This is a genomic window from Burkholderia sp. KL41 (genome assembly GCF_057005415.2).
This window is the reverse complement of the sequence record NZ_CM174446.1, coordinates 1,512,881-1,528,019: the sequence shown is the minus strand read 5'-3', so window position 1 is coordinate 1,528,019 and position 15,139 is coordinate 1,512,881. Positions and strand designations below refer to the sequence as shown.

At 66.9% G+C, this 15,139-nt stretch carries 10 protein-coding genes; 2 read left to right on the top strand and 8 right to left on the bottom strand.

Annotation, left to right across the window (positions count from 1 at the left end; genetic code table 11):
• Positions 1 to 17 precede the first annotated feature (17 nt).
• From PQB87_RS07205 to PQB87_RS07180, 6 genes are all read right to left on the bottom strand, one after another.
• Positions 18 to 944: a hypothetical protein gene (locus tag PQB87_RS07205; protein ID WP_489242749.1), complete on the bottom strand. Its 927-nt coding sequence runs from the start codon at positions 942 to 944 to the stop codon at positions 18 to 20.
• Positions 941 to 4,654: a type VI secretion system Vgr family protein gene (locus tag PQB87_RS07200; RefSeq protein WP_489242748.1), complete on the bottom strand. Its 3,714-nt coding sequence runs from the start codon at positions 4,652 to 4,654 to the stop codon at positions 941 to 943. The genes PQB87_RS07205 and PQB87_RS07200 overlap by 4 nt, the downstream gene beginning before the upstream one ends.
• A gap of 112 nt (positions 4,655 to 4,766) precedes the next feature.
• Positions 4,767 to 7,169 carry a T6SS phospholipase effector Tle1-like catalytic domain-containing protein gene (locus PQB87_RS07195; protein WP_489242747.1) on the bottom strand — a complete coding sequence of 801 codons (2,403 nt, stop codon included), beginning with the start codon at positions 7,167 to 7,169 and terminating at the stop codon, positions 4,767 to 4,769.
• On the bottom strand, positions 7,166 to 7,765 hold the full coding sequence (locus PQB87_RS07190) for a DUF3304 domain-containing protein (protein ID WP_301837786.1): 600 nt from the start codon (positions 7,763 to 7,765) through the stop codon (positions 7,166 to 7,168). The genes PQB87_RS07195 and PQB87_RS07190 overlap by 4 nt, the downstream gene beginning before the upstream one ends.
• Positions 7,766 to 7,882: 117 nt before the next feature.
• Positions 7,883 to 8,740 (bottom strand): DUF4123 domain-containing protein, encoded by an 858-nt coding sequence (locus PQB87_RS07185; RefSeq protein ID WP_489242746.1) that lies wholly within the window; start codon positions 8,738 to 8,740, stop codon positions 7,883 to 7,885.
• A 2-nt stretch (positions 8,741 to 8,742) separates the two neighbouring features.
• On the bottom strand, positions 8,743 to 11,538 hold the full coding sequence (locus PQB87_RS07180; RefSeq protein ID WP_489242745.1) for a type VI secretion system Vgr family protein: 2,796 nt from the start codon (positions 11,536 to 11,538) through the stop codon (positions 8,743 to 8,745).
• A 479-nt stretch (positions 11,539 to 12,017) separates the two neighbouring features.
• Here PQB87_RS07180 and PQB87_RS07175 point away from each other — a divergent pair, with 479 nt between their 5' ends.
• Together PQB87_RS07175 and PQB87_RS07170 are read left to right on the top strand one after the other, a co-directional pair.
• Positions 12,018 to 12,281, top strand: coding sequence for a PAAR domain-containing protein (locus PQB87_RS07175; protein ID WP_021157217.1), 264 nt, complete (start codon positions 12,018 to 12,020; stop codon positions 12,279 to 12,281).
• Between the two features lie 36 nt (positions 12,282 to 12,317).
• A complete protein-coding gene (locus PQB87_RS07170) occupies positions 12,318 to 13,709 on the top strand; it encodes a hypothetical protein (RefSeq protein WP_489242744.1) in 1,392 nt (463 codons plus the stop codon).
• A 22-nt stretch (positions 13,710 to 13,731) separates the two neighbouring features.
• Here PQB87_RS07170 and PQB87_RS07165 read toward each other — a convergent pair whose 3' ends face one another.
• Together PQB87_RS07165 and PQB87_RS07160 are read right to left on the bottom strand one after the other, a co-directional pair.
• Positions 13,732 to 14,067 carry a hypothetical protein gene (locus PQB87_RS07165; RefSeq protein ID WP_489242742.1) on the bottom strand — a complete coding sequence of 112 codons (336 nt, stop codon included), beginning with the start codon at positions 14,065 to 14,067 and terminating at the stop codon, positions 13,732 to 13,734.
• 287 nt (positions 14,068 to 14,354) lie between these two features.
• Entirely contained in the window at positions 14,355 to 15,101 is a 747-nt protein-coding gene (locus tag PQB87_RS07160; protein ID WP_060060824.1) for a MipA/OmpV family protein, read from the bottom strand.
• Between the last annotated feature and the right edge of the window lie 38 nt (positions 15,102 to 15,139).

Here is a 15,139-nt window from a genome sequence, read left to right as displayed (position 1 = left end):
CGCGCATCACGTCAGGGTCACTTCCCCGTCAGGTTCACGTTTTCCAGCCGATTCGTCGGCGTGAAGATCCGTCCGTCCATTTCCTGCGGACGCAGGATGTCGACGTTCATCTTGCCGGCGAAGACGTAGGTGCCGGGCTCGACACGGCGCATCGGCGAATTGGCGTCATAGGTCAGATCTGCGTAAGGCACGAGGAATTCCATCTTCTCGGGCTGACCGGGCTTGACGACGATTTCGCGCCGATTACGACGCGATGTGTCGTTCAGATATTTGCTGACCAGCCTGACGTCGAAACCCACGAGTTTGTTGCCGCCGCTGATCTCCATGTATTGCATATCGGGCCTCGCCAGATCTGGCGACCAACGATCAGGACCGTCGATCGCCACATCCTGCTTGCCATCGTTTGCGAACGTCACGTCGACGACAAGATGGTCGGCGGTGGATCGCACCGAAAATTCCGGACGAAAATTGATCTCGTGCGTACCACGCGCCAGCAAATCGTGGGCAAGGTCATAAAGCACCGAAAGGTTCTCGTTGAATTGATCGTCGAACTGATAGTTGTACGTGCCCTCGTAATGGTGGCCGTCCTTGTTGAACGAATAGACGAGCACGGACCCCTTGTTGATTTCGCGGATCTGGGGGATTGTCCTGCTGCTCAACGTCGCCTTGACCATATCGACATGCTGGCGATAGGTTCCCGTGAGATCCGCCGTATATTTCCCGATTCCGACGTAACTCGATGGCGGCAGCGGGTCGATGTCCCGCCCACGCGAAAAGTACGACACCGTTCGACCATCGGCCGTGAAGGCCATCGATGGCGAAGGATTGAGCTGTCCCTGTCCGCTACGAATCTCGAAATAATCCGGACGATCATGTGCAAGCGTCATTTCCGCCACCCCGAAAGAAATCGTTGACATCACCAGGAACAAGATCGAGCGCTTCATTTCAGCACCTCCCATTCAATCCCGGTTTTCTTGTTGAACCAGTTGCGGAAGCTGTACATGTAGTACTTCGCAATTTCCGGATTCTTCGTGTACACCCCCCGGCCCATCACGTTCGTGGGGGTCTCGCGCTGCCAGTTGTCGACAAGCTGGGCCATCTTCACGTCGACTAGATGTTGCGAGTTGATGTATTTGCCATACACCGCCCCGCCATCCAGGAAATACTCATCGGGCCAGCCGAACAGATGGCCGGCCTCGTGCACGATCGTATGTTCCGTTTTGATCGGAACGTACCGATTCTCCCGGCCGTTCCACTCGACGTTCACTTCCCCCCAGTTGCCCGAATCCGCCCGGGTCGCCATCGGAAACAGATTGATCTCCGCATGGCATCGCCCGATTTGAACCAGCTCGACTTCCAGTTTCAGCTTGACCTTGCACGTACATGCTCTGCCAAGCGGGCATTCTTTCGGCTGCATCGAATAGTTCCCTCTATTCAGCCCGTCCTCGATGCGCTTCTTGAAGCCCGATATGGAACCCAGCCCACCCGGCCGGTCCACGACCCTTATCACCCGGTCTTTACGGATTCCATCGCTATTGAACGGTACCGAGAACGGTTTGCCCGTCGATGGATCCATGTAGACGGCCCCGTCATTGATCCAGTACTGGTCCTTCAGGTTGACCTTGATATAGACGGTCGCCGTCACGGTCGCCGTCGCGGGCGCGTATCCGATGTCGTACGAATCCTCCGTGCCGGAAAAATTCAGCCAGATTCGCTTCTTGTCCTTGAGTACCGCCTTGCCGTCCTCTCCCGTCTGGAAATAGCTGACGCATCCGGCATCAACGGTATGAAGCTCGGTGGGAATCGCGGGGACGTGAAGATTGCACGGCCCGCTTTGCGCTGCCGGGCCTTTCTTCGGCATGCCTTCCAGTTCGCTGGACACCGGCGGCGGAGTCGAATAACCGAGCGACGGGCCGGGCGCCGCATTTTGTCCCGACGAAGCGGGTACCGGTGCAGGCATGGATCGACTCGACTCATCTGCCCGTGCCTGCGGGACAAGCGGCAAAGTTCCTGCTTCCGGAACCGGCATGTGGGCCGTCAAACCCGTCGCGCTCGACGCGGCCCCGCTCCATGCCGCTCCCCCCGCCGCCACCGCCCCTCTCCCCGCCGGGCTCGCCGCCAGCGCCTGTACGAGGAAGTCGCACGGATCGCCCTGCGGCAACACCGGCAGCGCCGGCAGCTTCACGCTCGTCGCGCGCGGCCCCGGGAACGGATGCCCGCCCGACTTCACCGCGAACTGCCCCGGTGTCTCGACGATGATGTCGCCGCCCTTCAGCGTGATCCGGTTCGGCCCCTGCTGCAGCACGATCGCATCCTGCGCGAGCACGTCGACGCGCTCGTCGGTCGACGTCACGCGCACGGTCTGGTCCGCGAGAATCTCCATCGTCGACGCGTGCGCCTCGACGCTCACCGGCCCTTCGCCCGCAATCGCCTTGAGCCCGCCCGCCACGCTGTACAGGCTCACTGCATCGCCCGTCGCCGCGGCCACGGTCGCACCGGCGCCCACGTGCGCATCGCCTTGCGACGTCACATGAACATGCTGCGCCGCATACGACACCGCGCTGTCCGGCGTCGTCACCACGATGTTCTCCGGCGACTCCATCAGCACCGCGGGTGTCGCGAATCGCTCGACGGGATCGCCGCCGTCGCGCTGCGTGCCGCTCGGCTTGGTCGCGCTCTGGCCGCCCACGCTCCCCGCATACTTGCCGTCCTGCGCGGGATCGATCGCCTTCAGGAAATCCGTCAGCGCCGCGTTCGCGCTCAGGCCGACTGCCAGCGCGCCGGTGGCCGCCCGGTCGAGTTCCTGCGCGGTTTTCTCGGCGTCCTTCAACTGCTCCACGCGTTCGGCGACGTCCATCTGCGTCGACGCACCGAACTGACGCGCGGTACTCGATACCAGCACGCCCGCGCCGGCCCGCACGACGCCCCAGCCCTGCGTCGCCAGTTCGAAACCTTCGCCGCGATAGGCGCCGCGCATCGTGCCCTGCTGGTCGATCAGATAACCCTGCGCGAGGCGCGTGCCGGCAGTCGAATTGTTCAGCTCGTGGCGCAATTGCCCGGCCGCATCGTCCATCACCCAGCGGCTGCCCGGTTGCCCGTCGAGCGTTTGCGTCTGCAGGCCCGTCAGCGATCCTGAATGATTCGCGTCGCTGCCTTCGCCGGCCGCGAACGGCGGTCGCACCCGGCCGCCGTACACCTGGCCGAGGACGACGGGCGCGTCGATGTTGCCGGACTCGAAGCCGACCACCACCTCCGCCCCCACGCGCGGCGCGAACGCATGACCGAAATTCGGCCCGGCGGCCTGTTCGGCGATGCGGACCAGGATGCCCGACCGATGGTCGCCCGGCGCATGGCCGGCCGGATTGGCGCGGCTCGCCGTATCAGTCAGCCCGCCCGGCAGCGGTGCGACCCCGCGCATCCACGGAAACTGGATGCGGACCTGGTGATCGCGCGTGCTGCTGACGCGGCCGCCCGGCTCGCCGACCACGATCGCGGTCTGCACGCCATGCACCGTCGGCCGGTCGCGATGCGGCGGCACGATCGGCGTGCCTTCCGGCACCGCGACGAAGCGGTTGCGATACAGGCCCTTCTCGAGCTCGCCGCGTCCGAACAGCTGCCCGATCTGCGCGCCGAGATTGTTGACGGCCTCATGCTCGATCGACAGCGGCACGAACCGCACGGGGCCGCTCAGATAATCGTTCAGCGTATGCACCCTGCCAACCTCGAGCGTGCGCGACGATCCGCCGCCACGGTAAACCCGTTTGGCGAGCTGCAGCGCGTCGAGACGCTGCTCGGCGTAACGCTGCGCGTCGCCGCTCGTGTCGAAGCGGCCGGCACGCTGGCCGTCGTAGACCTCCCGCACCGGCAGCAGCGGCGCGTCGGCGTCGGCCGGCTGCTGCGCCTGGCCGGCCAGCGCAACGAGCTCGCTGGCTTTCCAGCTCGTCGTCACCACCCGATCTGGCACGAGCTGACGCCGATCGGAGAATTGCGTCATCACACCGTCCGGATCGCCGACGTCCTGCGCATTGAATGCGATCGCGCTGCCGTCGGGCAGCCGTGCGTGGCGGTCGAACACGACGACCGTATGGTCGCCCGACGGTGCGTTCCCCGTGTCCTGCCCGTGCTCGATGCGAAACGACAACCCGGCTTCCGACAGCTGCCGCAACACGAAATCGAGATCGGTTTCCCGGTACTGGCCGCGCAGGCGGAACGCACGCAGCGGCTCGACTCGCTCGTAGCGCCGATGCGCTTCCGGGTAATCGCCGAACACCTGCTCGCAGATGCCCTCGACGTCAAGATCGACGAAATACAGGCAATTGCGGCGCAGCTGCAGCAGCGCGAGCCACGATTCCATCGTGAGCCGGTAGCGCGTGAACTCGCCGTCGCTCTCCGCATACGCGGCATGCGTGACGTAGCCGTTCCAGCAGCGCTCGCCCGCCGCCGTCGCAAGGCGCAGCCGCACGGCGCTGCCGATCAGCGGCGCCAGATCGAGAAACGGCTCGCTCGACAGCACGTCGATCTCGAACCGGAACGATTCGCTGATCCCTTCACGACCGTGAAAGCGCTCGACCACGAATGCCCCCGGCATCGCGGTATCGATCTGGATATGGCGGGTCGCTTGCCCGTACCCCGTTAATGCGGCAACAAGATCCATGTCGTTTCTCGGCAATCGCGCGCGAATGCGTTTCGCGTCGGCTGGTTCGTATCGAATCGATTCTGCGGTGCAACGGCGAGCGGCCGCCGCGCGCGGGAGACAGTACGCCGCATCATTGCGGGAAGATCCCGTTCATGTTGACCTTGTACTGCAGCATCTTGCGCTGCGCCTCCATTTCTTCCTGCACGCTCGGTACGTGGGGCGCATCCCAGCGCACACCGTTCACGTAGACGGTGCGCCAGCGCAGGTAACCCCAGACGAACGAAAACTCGCGTCCCGAATCCTGCAACGCGAGACCGCCCGTGACATCGGGATCGGTCAGCACGGCACTGTCGGTCGGCGCATTCGCGTCCTTGGCCGCGCGTGCCTTCTGCGCGGCCTGCTGCGCGGCGTCGTAGCGCTTCAGGATATCGGCCTGCCGTGCGCTCAGCGGCGAGCGCGGTTCGGGCTCCTGCACCGCGCTGACCCCGGGCCCGAGCCCGAGTGCACTCGCGCCCATCACCTGCATGATCTGCGACGGCCCCGGCAGGCCAAGTTGCCGACGCGTCTGCCACGCCGCGTGCTCGCGCTCGAATTCCGCCTGACGGGTTTTCAGCGCCTTGATCTGGTTGTAGTTCCAGACGTCGTCGTCGTCGCCGAGCGGCTTGAACCACGCGCGCGAGTCGTGCATGAAGTTGTCGTACAGCGCGCTGATCGCCGCCTCCGGCGGCCCCATGTTCCAGTCGCCTCGCACCTCGAGCCACTGTTGCCACTTCTCGTCGAGCTGCAACTGGAAAAAATCCTCGGCGCGCTTCGCACTCGCGCGTACCACCGGACCGACGAGCGGAAGCGCGGACTGCAGGCCCTGGACGATCGGCAGCACGGCCGGGGAAATGACGGCTGCCGCCTTCGGGTTCTGCGTGAGCTTCTTGCTGACCGCGTTCCCCGCGTAGCGTCTCACGGTCGGGCCACCCTGCTTCTCGCACTCGAGCAGGTCGCGCCATTCGAGCCGCAGTTCCTCGTTCGCGCTGTCGAGATCGACTGCATCCTGCGGATACGCGGCCTTGGCGGCCAGGAACGATGGTTGCGTACGCAAGTTGTCGAGGCGCATCCTGCGCCAGCGCAGGTACAGCCCGTAGTGCGCGCGCATCAGGCCCGGCGTGCCGTGTTCCTTGGCGTAGTAGTAGTCCGCGCTCGTTCTCACGTAGGCGGAAAACGCGCGCTTGAGCGCGGGCGAAATCGCGAACGCCGCAGCTGCTTCGGCGGCGACACCGGGCCCGTTGATGTCGAGCGGAACACCGGCCTTGCGCGCTTCGCGATACATGTCGAGCAGCGGTATCTGCGACAGCTTGTCCGCATCGCCCGTGCCACGCCCTTGCTCGCCCGGTCCATAACCGCCGCCGACGTCCGAATGGACGCCCGGATAGACGATCTCCTCGCGCCCGTCGATCGACGCATCGATCAGGTCGAGCGGGAACGATCCGCGCGGCTCGTGTGCTGCGACCATGTGGACGCAGCGACGGACGGAATACGGCAGCCCCATCAGCTCCTTGCGTCCCCAGCCGCCGTGCCCGTCGAACAACGTCGCGGCCGTGCTTTGCGCGATGCCGACCGACGCGACCGTATCGAACAGGCCGAGAAAGTCGTACGACACCGGCACGCCGCACAGGCTGAAATCGGCGTCGAGCGCATCGTTCAGCCAATTCGAGAACGTGCGCGCTTCGGCCGCGCCGCGCGAAAAGCCGAACACATACAGGCGGATGCGCTGCAGCTTCGGCTTGCCCTTGACCAGCAGATCGCCGACGCGCTCCTTCAGCTGCGCGCAACGGGCCCGCAACGCGGCGCGCCGCTTGTCGTCCCACGCGCGCATGGTCGCGGTCCAGTTCGCCGTATCGACTTCGCCCTTGAGCTGTGCCCAGATCGTGTCGCGATCCCAGGTGAGTTCGATCCCGTTCTGCTCGGCCGCCATCAGCTTGAGCGCGCCGGCGCTCGAACTGCCGCGCGCGTTGATGTCGCCGAGACTGCCCGGCTTCGGCGGCGTGCCGCCGAGATCGATGCCCTTGAAATTCAGGTCGACGCTGACGGCCTTCGCGAGCGCCTTGTCGCTCTTGCCGAGCGCCGCGGACAGCGAATTGCCGAACGCGTGCGCATGCACGACGTTGTGGATCTGCAGCAGCGCCCAGTTGATGCGCCCCTCGCCGGCCCACCCCGTCGCGGCGCCCGCCGCGGCCTGCAGCCCGACACCCTGATCGCCGACCTCGTCGACGAAGGGCGTGCCGACGCCCGCCACGTAGATGGCGCTGTGATACTTGTCGCGGGGAAACACGTCGAACAGGCGGGCGACGTTGCTGTGCTTGCCGCCGGCGCGATCGCGATGGGCGTTGTTGCGCGTGCCGTCGAAGAAGATGCCGACATGCAGCGTCTTGCAGCAACTCATCCCGTCGTCGTCGTGCAGGCGGCGCATGATCGCGTCCTGCTCCTCCGGGGTGACGACCGCAACGTCGGGCCGGTCAGCGCTCGCGAAGCGGAAACTCATCGTGTGATCCTCTTGTCGGGATTCGGGCACTGCGGATCGCCGTTGCGCAACGTGAAGTGTCCCGGACACGCTTCGGCGGGCGCCTGAAGATTTTCGGGAAAACCGCGGTAGCCGGGCATCCACTGCGACGCATAGACCTTGATTCGATCGTGCGGAAAGAACAGGACCCACAGGAAGCCGTCCGAGAACGCGTCGTAGCGCTCGACCGGCACGACGCGGCTCGCGAGCGCCTTCGGATCCTTCCTGTACAGGTTGTCGTCCCGCCACTGCAGGTTGACGGTCAACCCCGGATGCCATTGCTTCGGTAACGCGACGCAGCAGATGATCGCGCCGCCGCCGCTGCCGACGCGAGCCGGAACCGCCCCGCCCCAGGTGCCGTCGACGTAGAACGCGCCGATCGGAACGTCGGTGTAGTTGAGGGCATTCAGCTTCAAGCCCATCGTGTCGGGCTCGGCCGGCGCGCTCGCCCCCCCCGCCACACCCGACACCGCAAACGACACATCGGTGGCACGCGAGCATCCTGCCGTCCCCAGCAGGATGGCCATGAACATCAGCAGCCGAGCGGCAAACGTCGTGGAACCGGCATTCAGACTCATTTCTTGATCCTCTTGTCCGACGCCGTCCGGCGCGGATCGCTATCAACAGTGTGCTCCGTCGCATGCCGCGCAGACACGTCCGTGTCGCCGTTCGCATGCACGCGAACCCGCATTGTTCTACGCGGACGACGCGGCAGGCGCCCGCTCCGTCGCCAGATACCCGGCCGCCGCGAGCGCATCGAGCGCGACCCGCGACGCTGCCGCAGGCGGCCCGTCGTGCCGCGCCCACGCTGCGCTCACGCACGCATGGGCTTGCGACGGCGTTGCCAGCAGCCGGCCGAAACTCTCCGGACGCTGGCGGACATGAAAAAGCAGCGTGTCGATCTTCGCGGCTTGCCGCAGTCGTTCGACCTGGTCCCCGTCGAGCACGTAGGGCTGGCCGCTGCGCCCGGCACCCGCTTCGCCGGCCACCGCTTCGCGTGCGGTGTCGACATCGAGCGCCACGAGCGCCCCGGTGCGATCGAACACATGCCACGCGTCGATGCCGTCCGTGAAGCGGCGACGCTGCGCGGGCGTGAGCGCCTCGAGCCAGGCCGGCAGGCAACGCGTATCGGCGAAACGCACCAGGAACGCCTCGCCGTCGGCCGCCGCGCTTGCCTCCATCTGCCCGCGCAGATGCGCGGCAAGCGCGCCCGTATCGCGCGCACCGCGCAACAGGCTCACCATCGGACGTCCGGACGTCTCGCGCAGCACGGTCCCGAGCATCGCCGCGCGCGCTGCCGCGTCGGCAGGCAACGGCGCGAGGCACGGCGAAATCGCCGCCAGGTCGTCGCCGTCGTACACGCCTTCGTACAGCACGACGACGGCATCGTTGCGGTCGACCGCGGGCATCCGGTCACGCAGCGCCGGCGCGAAACCCATGTCGAGCAGCAGATGCCAGCGGCCGCTGGCCGGCGCGTGCTCGAACAGCGCGTTCAGCCGATCCGGCGTGTCGTCGGGATAGCGGTCGATCCAGTCGGTCGGTTCGATCGTCATGCTCAGATTGCCTTGCCCGCCAGCGCGCTACCCGACTGCATCGCGTGCAGCAGGCATTCGACGCACACCTTCTCGGGAAACTGCGGCAACGGTGTACTCATTTGATCAGGGCCCACGAAAGCATGCTGCGCGGCATACACGACGAATTTGCCCGGGCAGCCGAACGTGACGTCGCCGCCTTCGATCGTCACATGCGCGCCGCCGCTCACCGCGAGATGCACCGTCTTCTTCGCGGCGATCTCGACATCCGCGCTCGCGGACGCGACCTTCAGGTCGTCGCGCGCACGCAGGCCCAGCACGTCGCGCTGCGCCTGCAGCGTCAGCCCGTCCTTGCCGGAGATCAGGCTCATGCCGACGCCGTCCGCATGGCTCGCGCCGCCCAGCCAGCCGATGCCCTGCCCGCTGTGAATGCGCAGCTGCTGCGCGGCGGCGAGATTGAAGTCGGCACCGCTGCCGAGCGACAGCGTTTCGCCGGCCGCCCATTGCAGCGCCTGCCCGGCGATCAACCCGTGTCCGCCCCGTGCCTCGATCCCGAGCACCGCGTCGCCCGTATGCGGCAGTGCGTTGCCCGTCGATCGCTGCGCGGCATCGGCCGATGCCTGTGCGTAGCCGTTCGCGCCGACCGTCGTTGCGAAGCTCTGCGCGAGCGCGTCGAGCGGCGCGGCCTTGCCGTTCAGCGACGACTGGCCCGCCTGCTCCACGCCGCGCTGCGCGGCGAACGGCAGCGTCCCGTGCGTATCGGCAGTCTTGTCGAACCGGCCGACCAGCGCGGCGTGCCGCGCGAGCAGCGCCTGCAGCGCGGATGCATCGCCCGCCGGCTGTGCGGCGCCGGCAAGCGCATAGCTCGACACCAGCAAGCCGCGCGTCGCACGCATCGCACCGTAGGCGTCCGAGCGCAATTCGACGCCCTGGCCGCGAAAACTGCCGAGATAGTTGTCGGACTGATGACGCAGATGGCCGAGGTTCAGTTGCGTCGCCGCGTGCGTGGTCGCCATCTGCAGGCGCCCCATGCCGTCGGAATCGTCCGCGACCAGTTGGTTGTGGCCCTGCCCGTCGAACCCCTGGCTCTTGAAGCCCGACAGCGCGCCGGCGTGATTGTGGCGATCCGCGCCGCCGCCGGCGCCGTGCCACGCGGGGCTCAGCCCGCTCGCGAGATTGCCCTGCGCGCTCGGCGCATGGTCGCCCGCCTGCGTGTAGATCGATGCGTCGAGCGGTTTCCCGGCCGCGCCGCCCGGCGAAGGCGACTCACCGCCTTCGCCGCGGCCGTTGAACAGGCCGCCGAGCACGATCGGCCGGTGGATCAGCCCGTGGTGAAACTGCACGAGGACTTCATGGCCGATGCGCGGCACCTGCTGAAGACCGTGCCCGTCGCTCGCGAGCCGTTGAATCGCGCGCGTCGGATAGGTGCCCGTATCGTCTTCCGCCTGCCAGTGGAACCGGACGCGCAAGCGCCCTTGCGCGTCGGCATGCACCGGCCCCGTCGAACCGGGCTGCGGGCTGCCGGTCGGACCGACGACGATCGCCGTCTGCGCGCCCAGCGCCGTCGCAACCGGATTGAGTCGCTGCCCGGTCCCGTCCGCCAGCGTGGGCCGCCAGACTTGCGAGCGCGGCACCGCATCGAACCGGTTCGCGTAACCGCCGGCCTGCGCTTGCCGGAGCACGCGCGGATCGAGCTGCGTCGCCGGCAGCGGCCCGAGTTGCCGCTCGATGGCTTCCATGACGGTCGGCGGGAGATTGTTAATCCCGACGTGCTCGACGTGCGTCAGCAGAAAATCCTCGGGCGCCGCGGCACCGCGCACGGCTTGCCAGCCGGAATCGACGAGCTTCAGCGCACGCCCGGCGCGCGCCGTGCGCAGCGTGCCGTAGCCGGTCCAGAAACATGCGCGCGACACGATCGCGTCGGCCTGGCGCCGCGCCATGTCTTCCGCGTCGCGCAGGGTGTCGAACGCTTCCGGCCCGACGTCGTCGTAGAGCTCGCGCGTGCCGTTCGGCCGGCCGAGATCCGTGCTCGCGGTGGTCGCGCGGTTCGCGCGGTAGTCGCTGCTGATCAGCGTGACGCGATCGGCCGTCAGCGACAGCGACTGCCCGATCCCGAGGATCACGTCGTCGGCGTCGGTCGCTGTCCCGCTCGAGCGGCGCGGCACCCCGCCGCGTCGCGCCGACGTCTCGTCCTCGGCCAGTTGCGCGCTGTCGTCGAAGACCAGCATCGCATGCCCGGCGGGCGCGTCCTCGTCCTCGACGAAGCAGAACCCGAGGCCGGCCTCGGCCAGCAGATGCTGCACGAATTCGTAGTGCGTATGAGTGCGGTACTGCACGCGATACGCAACCGGAGCCAGCGCGTCGAGACGCCGGCCCGCGTCCGGCGTGAGGCGCCACCGCGCGATCCCGGCGTACGGCGCGAACACCGTATCGAGCACGTCGGCGAGCGTCTGATTCACGAAGGTTCGCTCGTCACGCGCATGCGTGAGCGCCGCGAGCCACGGCACGATCTGGAGATGGTAGCGAGCGAGGCCTGCGTCGTAACCGATGCACTCGGCCTCGGCGACGAGTCCGCTGCGCAGCGTCGTCGTGCCGTTCGCGAGCGTGGTGCGAATCGCGACACGCTGCCCGAGCATCGCGTCGAGATCCAGCGCGGGATCCGTCGACAGCGCATCGACGTTCCATTGAAAGAGATCGGAGAGCGATTCACGACCGGTCCAGCGCTCGATTTGAAATGCAGCAAGCGCGCCGGATCCGTCCAGCGAATACAGGCGATTGAATGCGCCGAATAGAGACGCAAATTCCTTGATGACGCTCATGCGATTCCCGCTCTCTCAGGATTTCGACGTTTTTAAGTGCATAGGCTGCGACGAACACGGGACGATGCATGATTGCCGGCATCGCAATCGCCACGCCGAACCGGCAGGAAACATACCGAATTCCCCTACAGCACTGTCTGGTACGGGCACCTGCCCCGCCATCAGGCGGAACGCGACCAGTTGGCTGAATGGATGCACCCCTTTTTTTGAAGCTTACTATTTTAAATTACACAGTCAGACTCCGCTACAGGAAAACACCTGATAAAAAGATGCGAAACCTTGACGCGCGGGCTTCACACGCGATAATGGCTGCTTTCAGTTCGACAGCTACCTGACTACTCAACCGAATCAGGCAATTATTTCCGAAAGGTAATAAATACCTGATTCGGTCGAAATTGATTCGAAAAGCGTCGCCGATGACATCCGGGATCGGGAAATCCGGATGCATCGCCGACGATCCAGCAAGGAGGCCTATCCGGATGACCCAACCCTTCATCGTCCTTGGTGACAAGCACAGCCATGGCGGCACCGTGACCAGTGCATCCACGCTGTCGTCGGTCGACGGCCGCGGCATCGCTCGCCGCAACGACACGGTGACGTGTCCGGTACACGGCCCGAATCACATCGTCGACGGCGACGACACGATGATCGTGCAAGGCGAAGGCGTCGCACGCGACGGCTACAAGACGGCCTGCGGCGCCGTGCTGGTCGCAAGCAGAACGGCAGGCAGTGACGGCAACTGACACACGCGTCGGCAAGTCACGGGGGAATAGAAGGAAATGATCACGGGGTTGCGCAAAACGGCATTCGTCGCCGCGCTATTCGTTGCGGTGTGGGTCGCCGTGTTCGTCTGGTGGAAGACGACCCGACATGCACCGACCACCGGAGACCTCCTGCTGTGCGGGCTCGTGCTGCCGGCGGCGCTCGCCGTTTGCGTGGCATGGTTGCGCCGGGGGCTCGGCCAGCGCCCGGCGCCCGCGGCGGCCGCACCGGCGACGTCGTCCGCGTCGAAGGACGCGACGGCCACGCAGGATGCCGAGTCGCACACGTGGTCGGCCCTGCTGCTCGACAGCAGCGTCCGGCTGCCGACGGGTGCGACGACCGCGGAAATCGATGCGGCGGCCCGGGAAGAGCACCCCGTCGCGCTTCATCCCGAACTGCAACGCCCGGACGGAACCGGTGTATTCGCCAGCACGGTCGATTCAGTGTCGCCCGACCGGTTCGATGTGAGCCTCCTTGCGCCGGGAACGCAGGAAACACTGCGGGACGAGCACTGGCGCGGGCTGCTGCTGGCCGCCGATGCACTCGACGAATTGCGCGAGCGGCATGCCGCGCTGTCCGGCGCGAACGCGTCGCCGCTCAGGCTCCACCTGCTGATGCCGGACCGCTGGCAACCGGTCGCCGCAACGCTCGCCGCATGGCTCGATGCGCACACGGCACGCGAAGCCGTCGCGCCGGGCATCGTTCGCGCGCAACTGCGCACGGTCGCCGATCCCGTACAAGCGTGGGCGGTCATCGACGAACTGATCCAGGCGTTGCACCAGCAACCGTCCGCCGATCTGCACGTCGTGCTCGCATTCGACTCCACCACAAGCCAGGATGCCGTCGACGCGCTGGATCGCGCGGGCCGGCTCTACGGCCGGGATCGGCCGGACGGCGTAACGCCCGGCGAAGGCGCATGCGCGCTGTTGCTCGCTCATCCCGACGCGCCGCATGCGACGCCCGTGCCGTCGCTCCATCGCATCGCTTCCGCGCGCCGCGCGGGTTCCGCCGATCACGGCAAGGCTGATTCGACGACGCTCGGGCAACTGCTCACTGCGGCGAGTACACGCTTGTCGATGCTGCACCCCGACCTGACGGCACCCGGATTCGTCACCGACGCCGATCAGCGCGGCAGTCGTCGCACCGAAGTCGTGACGGTCGGCGAACAGACCTGGGGCGCCGAGGCCGCCGAACGCAGCCGCCACCTCGGGCTCGCCAACGGCGCAAGCGGCGCGGCGCTCGCGCTGGCGGCGCTTGCGGTCGCCGCCGATCGCGCGACGGAGGAGCGGCAAGCGGTATTCGCGGCATCGGTCAGCGATCCGCTCGCACGCGGCGTGATGCTCGTCACCCCCGCGACGACGGCCGACGCCGCCGCCCCCGCGCGGCAATACGGGACGGCCACCGCATAACCGGACACAGCGGCCGAATCCCTCACCCGCGCCGCACCCAGATCACCTTGCCGTCACGAATGCCGAGGTCGCGTCGCTCCTGGCGATAGTCCATCGTGCCCGGCAGCGATTTGCCGTCGCGCTCGAGCACGCGCCACAGGCAGCCGTCGAGCAGCGCGGCCGCGTCGGCTTCGGTTTTTCCGACCAGCGCGTCGTCCGGCGCGGCGTCCGCCTTGCACGCGCTCACGGCGCCCGACGGCGCGGGGCTCATCACCGCGCCGCCGGCGGTGGCGTTGGGGTGCTTCGTGTTCATGTCCGCACATCCTGCAAAGGTTGCGCTCGCAACGAGTGCAACGAGTATCGCGATCGTGTTCTTCATCGGTTTCTCCCTGTCGCGCCCCGGTGTGACGTGTACGGCCTTCGTGCACGGCCCGGCGTCGCATGAATGATCGGTGCCGCGCGCCGCCGACCGTTCCCCGACGAAGGCCGGCCGGCGAATGTCGGCGGTGACGCGATACGGTCCGGCCGTGTCGGCGAACCGGGTCGCAAGTCCGGCACGGCGCCGGACCCGCCTGCATGTTACCGCACGCGATTTGCCGCGACGGCTGCAACACCGACGCCGGCACCGACGCCCGCGCGTGCGGCATGCGCGCGCCGGCAACTCACTCAGAACTTGTAGGTCACGCCCGCGATGCCGTAATAGTTGCTGCGCGACTGGACGATCGGACTGTCACCGTAGCGACCGAGCAAGCGCGTCACGCCCCCCGTCGCGAGCACCGACCAGTGCTGCGACAGCGTCCAGTTCCACGCGATCGCCATCGACGCGCTGTCGATCCCGCCGCTCGTCGAATACGGCCGGAACCGGCTCGTCATCGACTGTGCGTCGGTCACGCCGTAGAACGTCTGCGTGTAGCGCCCCGAGCCCGCGTGCACGGTTCCCGTCACGATGATCTCGTGCTGCGAGGTCTTGAACACGGGCACCGCGAGATCCACGTGCCCCGACACGCCGCGCGACGTGTGCGTCACCGGTGTGTCGATCGTGACGCTCAGCTCCGCCGCGTTGAAGAGCGTCACGCCCGCGCGCACGCCCACCAGCACCGAGCCCGGAATCCGGCCCATGCCCTTCAGGTAGTCGGAGCCCGGCAGGTCGAAGCGGTTCTCGTCCGCACGGCCCGCGTCGTAGCTCACGGCCGCCGACAGGAACACACCGTGCGGCAGGTCGAGCCGGTAGCCGGCGCCCTCGGTACTGTCGATGAAAAAGCCGTTACCGAACTTCGCGGAAAGCCCCGGCGCAACGACGCCGCGGTACTGGTTGCTGCCCGGGTAGCGCGGTGCGAAACCGCCGCCAAGCGACAGCGAATACTGGTTTTCCGCGTGAGCGGCGGCGGCAAGGGTCAGGCCGGCGAGCGGCATGCAATAGCGGTAGCGGCGAAGTATTGGGCGCACAATAT

Coding starts and splice junctions, on each gene's coding strand:
- PQB87_RS07185 (WP_489242746.1), bottom strand. CDS start 8,740: ATGACGATCGAACCGACCGACTGGATCGACCGCTATCCCGACGACACG.
- PQB87_RS07180 (WP_489242745.1), bottom strand. CDS start 11,538: ATGAGCGTCATCAAGGAATTTGCGTCTCTATTCGGCGCATTCAATCGC.
- PQB87_RS07165 (WP_489242742.1), bottom strand. CDS start 14,067: ATGAAGAACACGATCGCGATACTCGTTGCACTCGTTGCGAGCGCAACC.
- PQB87_RS07195 (WP_489242747.1), bottom strand. CDS start 7,169: ATGAGTTTCCGCTTCGCGAGCGCTGACCGGCCCGACGTTGCGGTCGTC.
- PQB87_RS07160 (WP_060060824.1), bottom strand. CDS start 15,101: ATGCCGCTCGCCGGCCTGACCCTTGCCGCCGCCGCTCACGCGGAAAAC.
- PQB87_RS07190 (WP_301837786.1), bottom strand. CDS start 7,765: ATGAGTCTGAATGCCGGTTCCACGACGTTTGCCGCTCGGCTGCTGATG.
- PQB87_RS07175 (WP_021157217.1), top strand. CDS start 12,018: ATGACCCAACCCTTCATCGTCCTTGGTGACAAGCACAGCCATGGCGGC.
- PQB87_RS07205 (WP_489242749.1), bottom strand. CDS start 944: ATGAAGCGCTCGATCTTGTTCCTGGTGATGTCAACGATTTCTTTCGGG.
- PQB87_RS07170 (WP_489242744.1), top strand. CDS start 12,318: ATGATCACGGGGTTGCGCAAAACGGCATTCGTCGCCGCGCTATTCGTT.
- PQB87_RS07200 (WP_489242748.1), bottom strand. CDS start 4,654: ATGGATCTTGTTGCCGCATTAACGGGGTACGGGCAAGCGACCCGCCAT.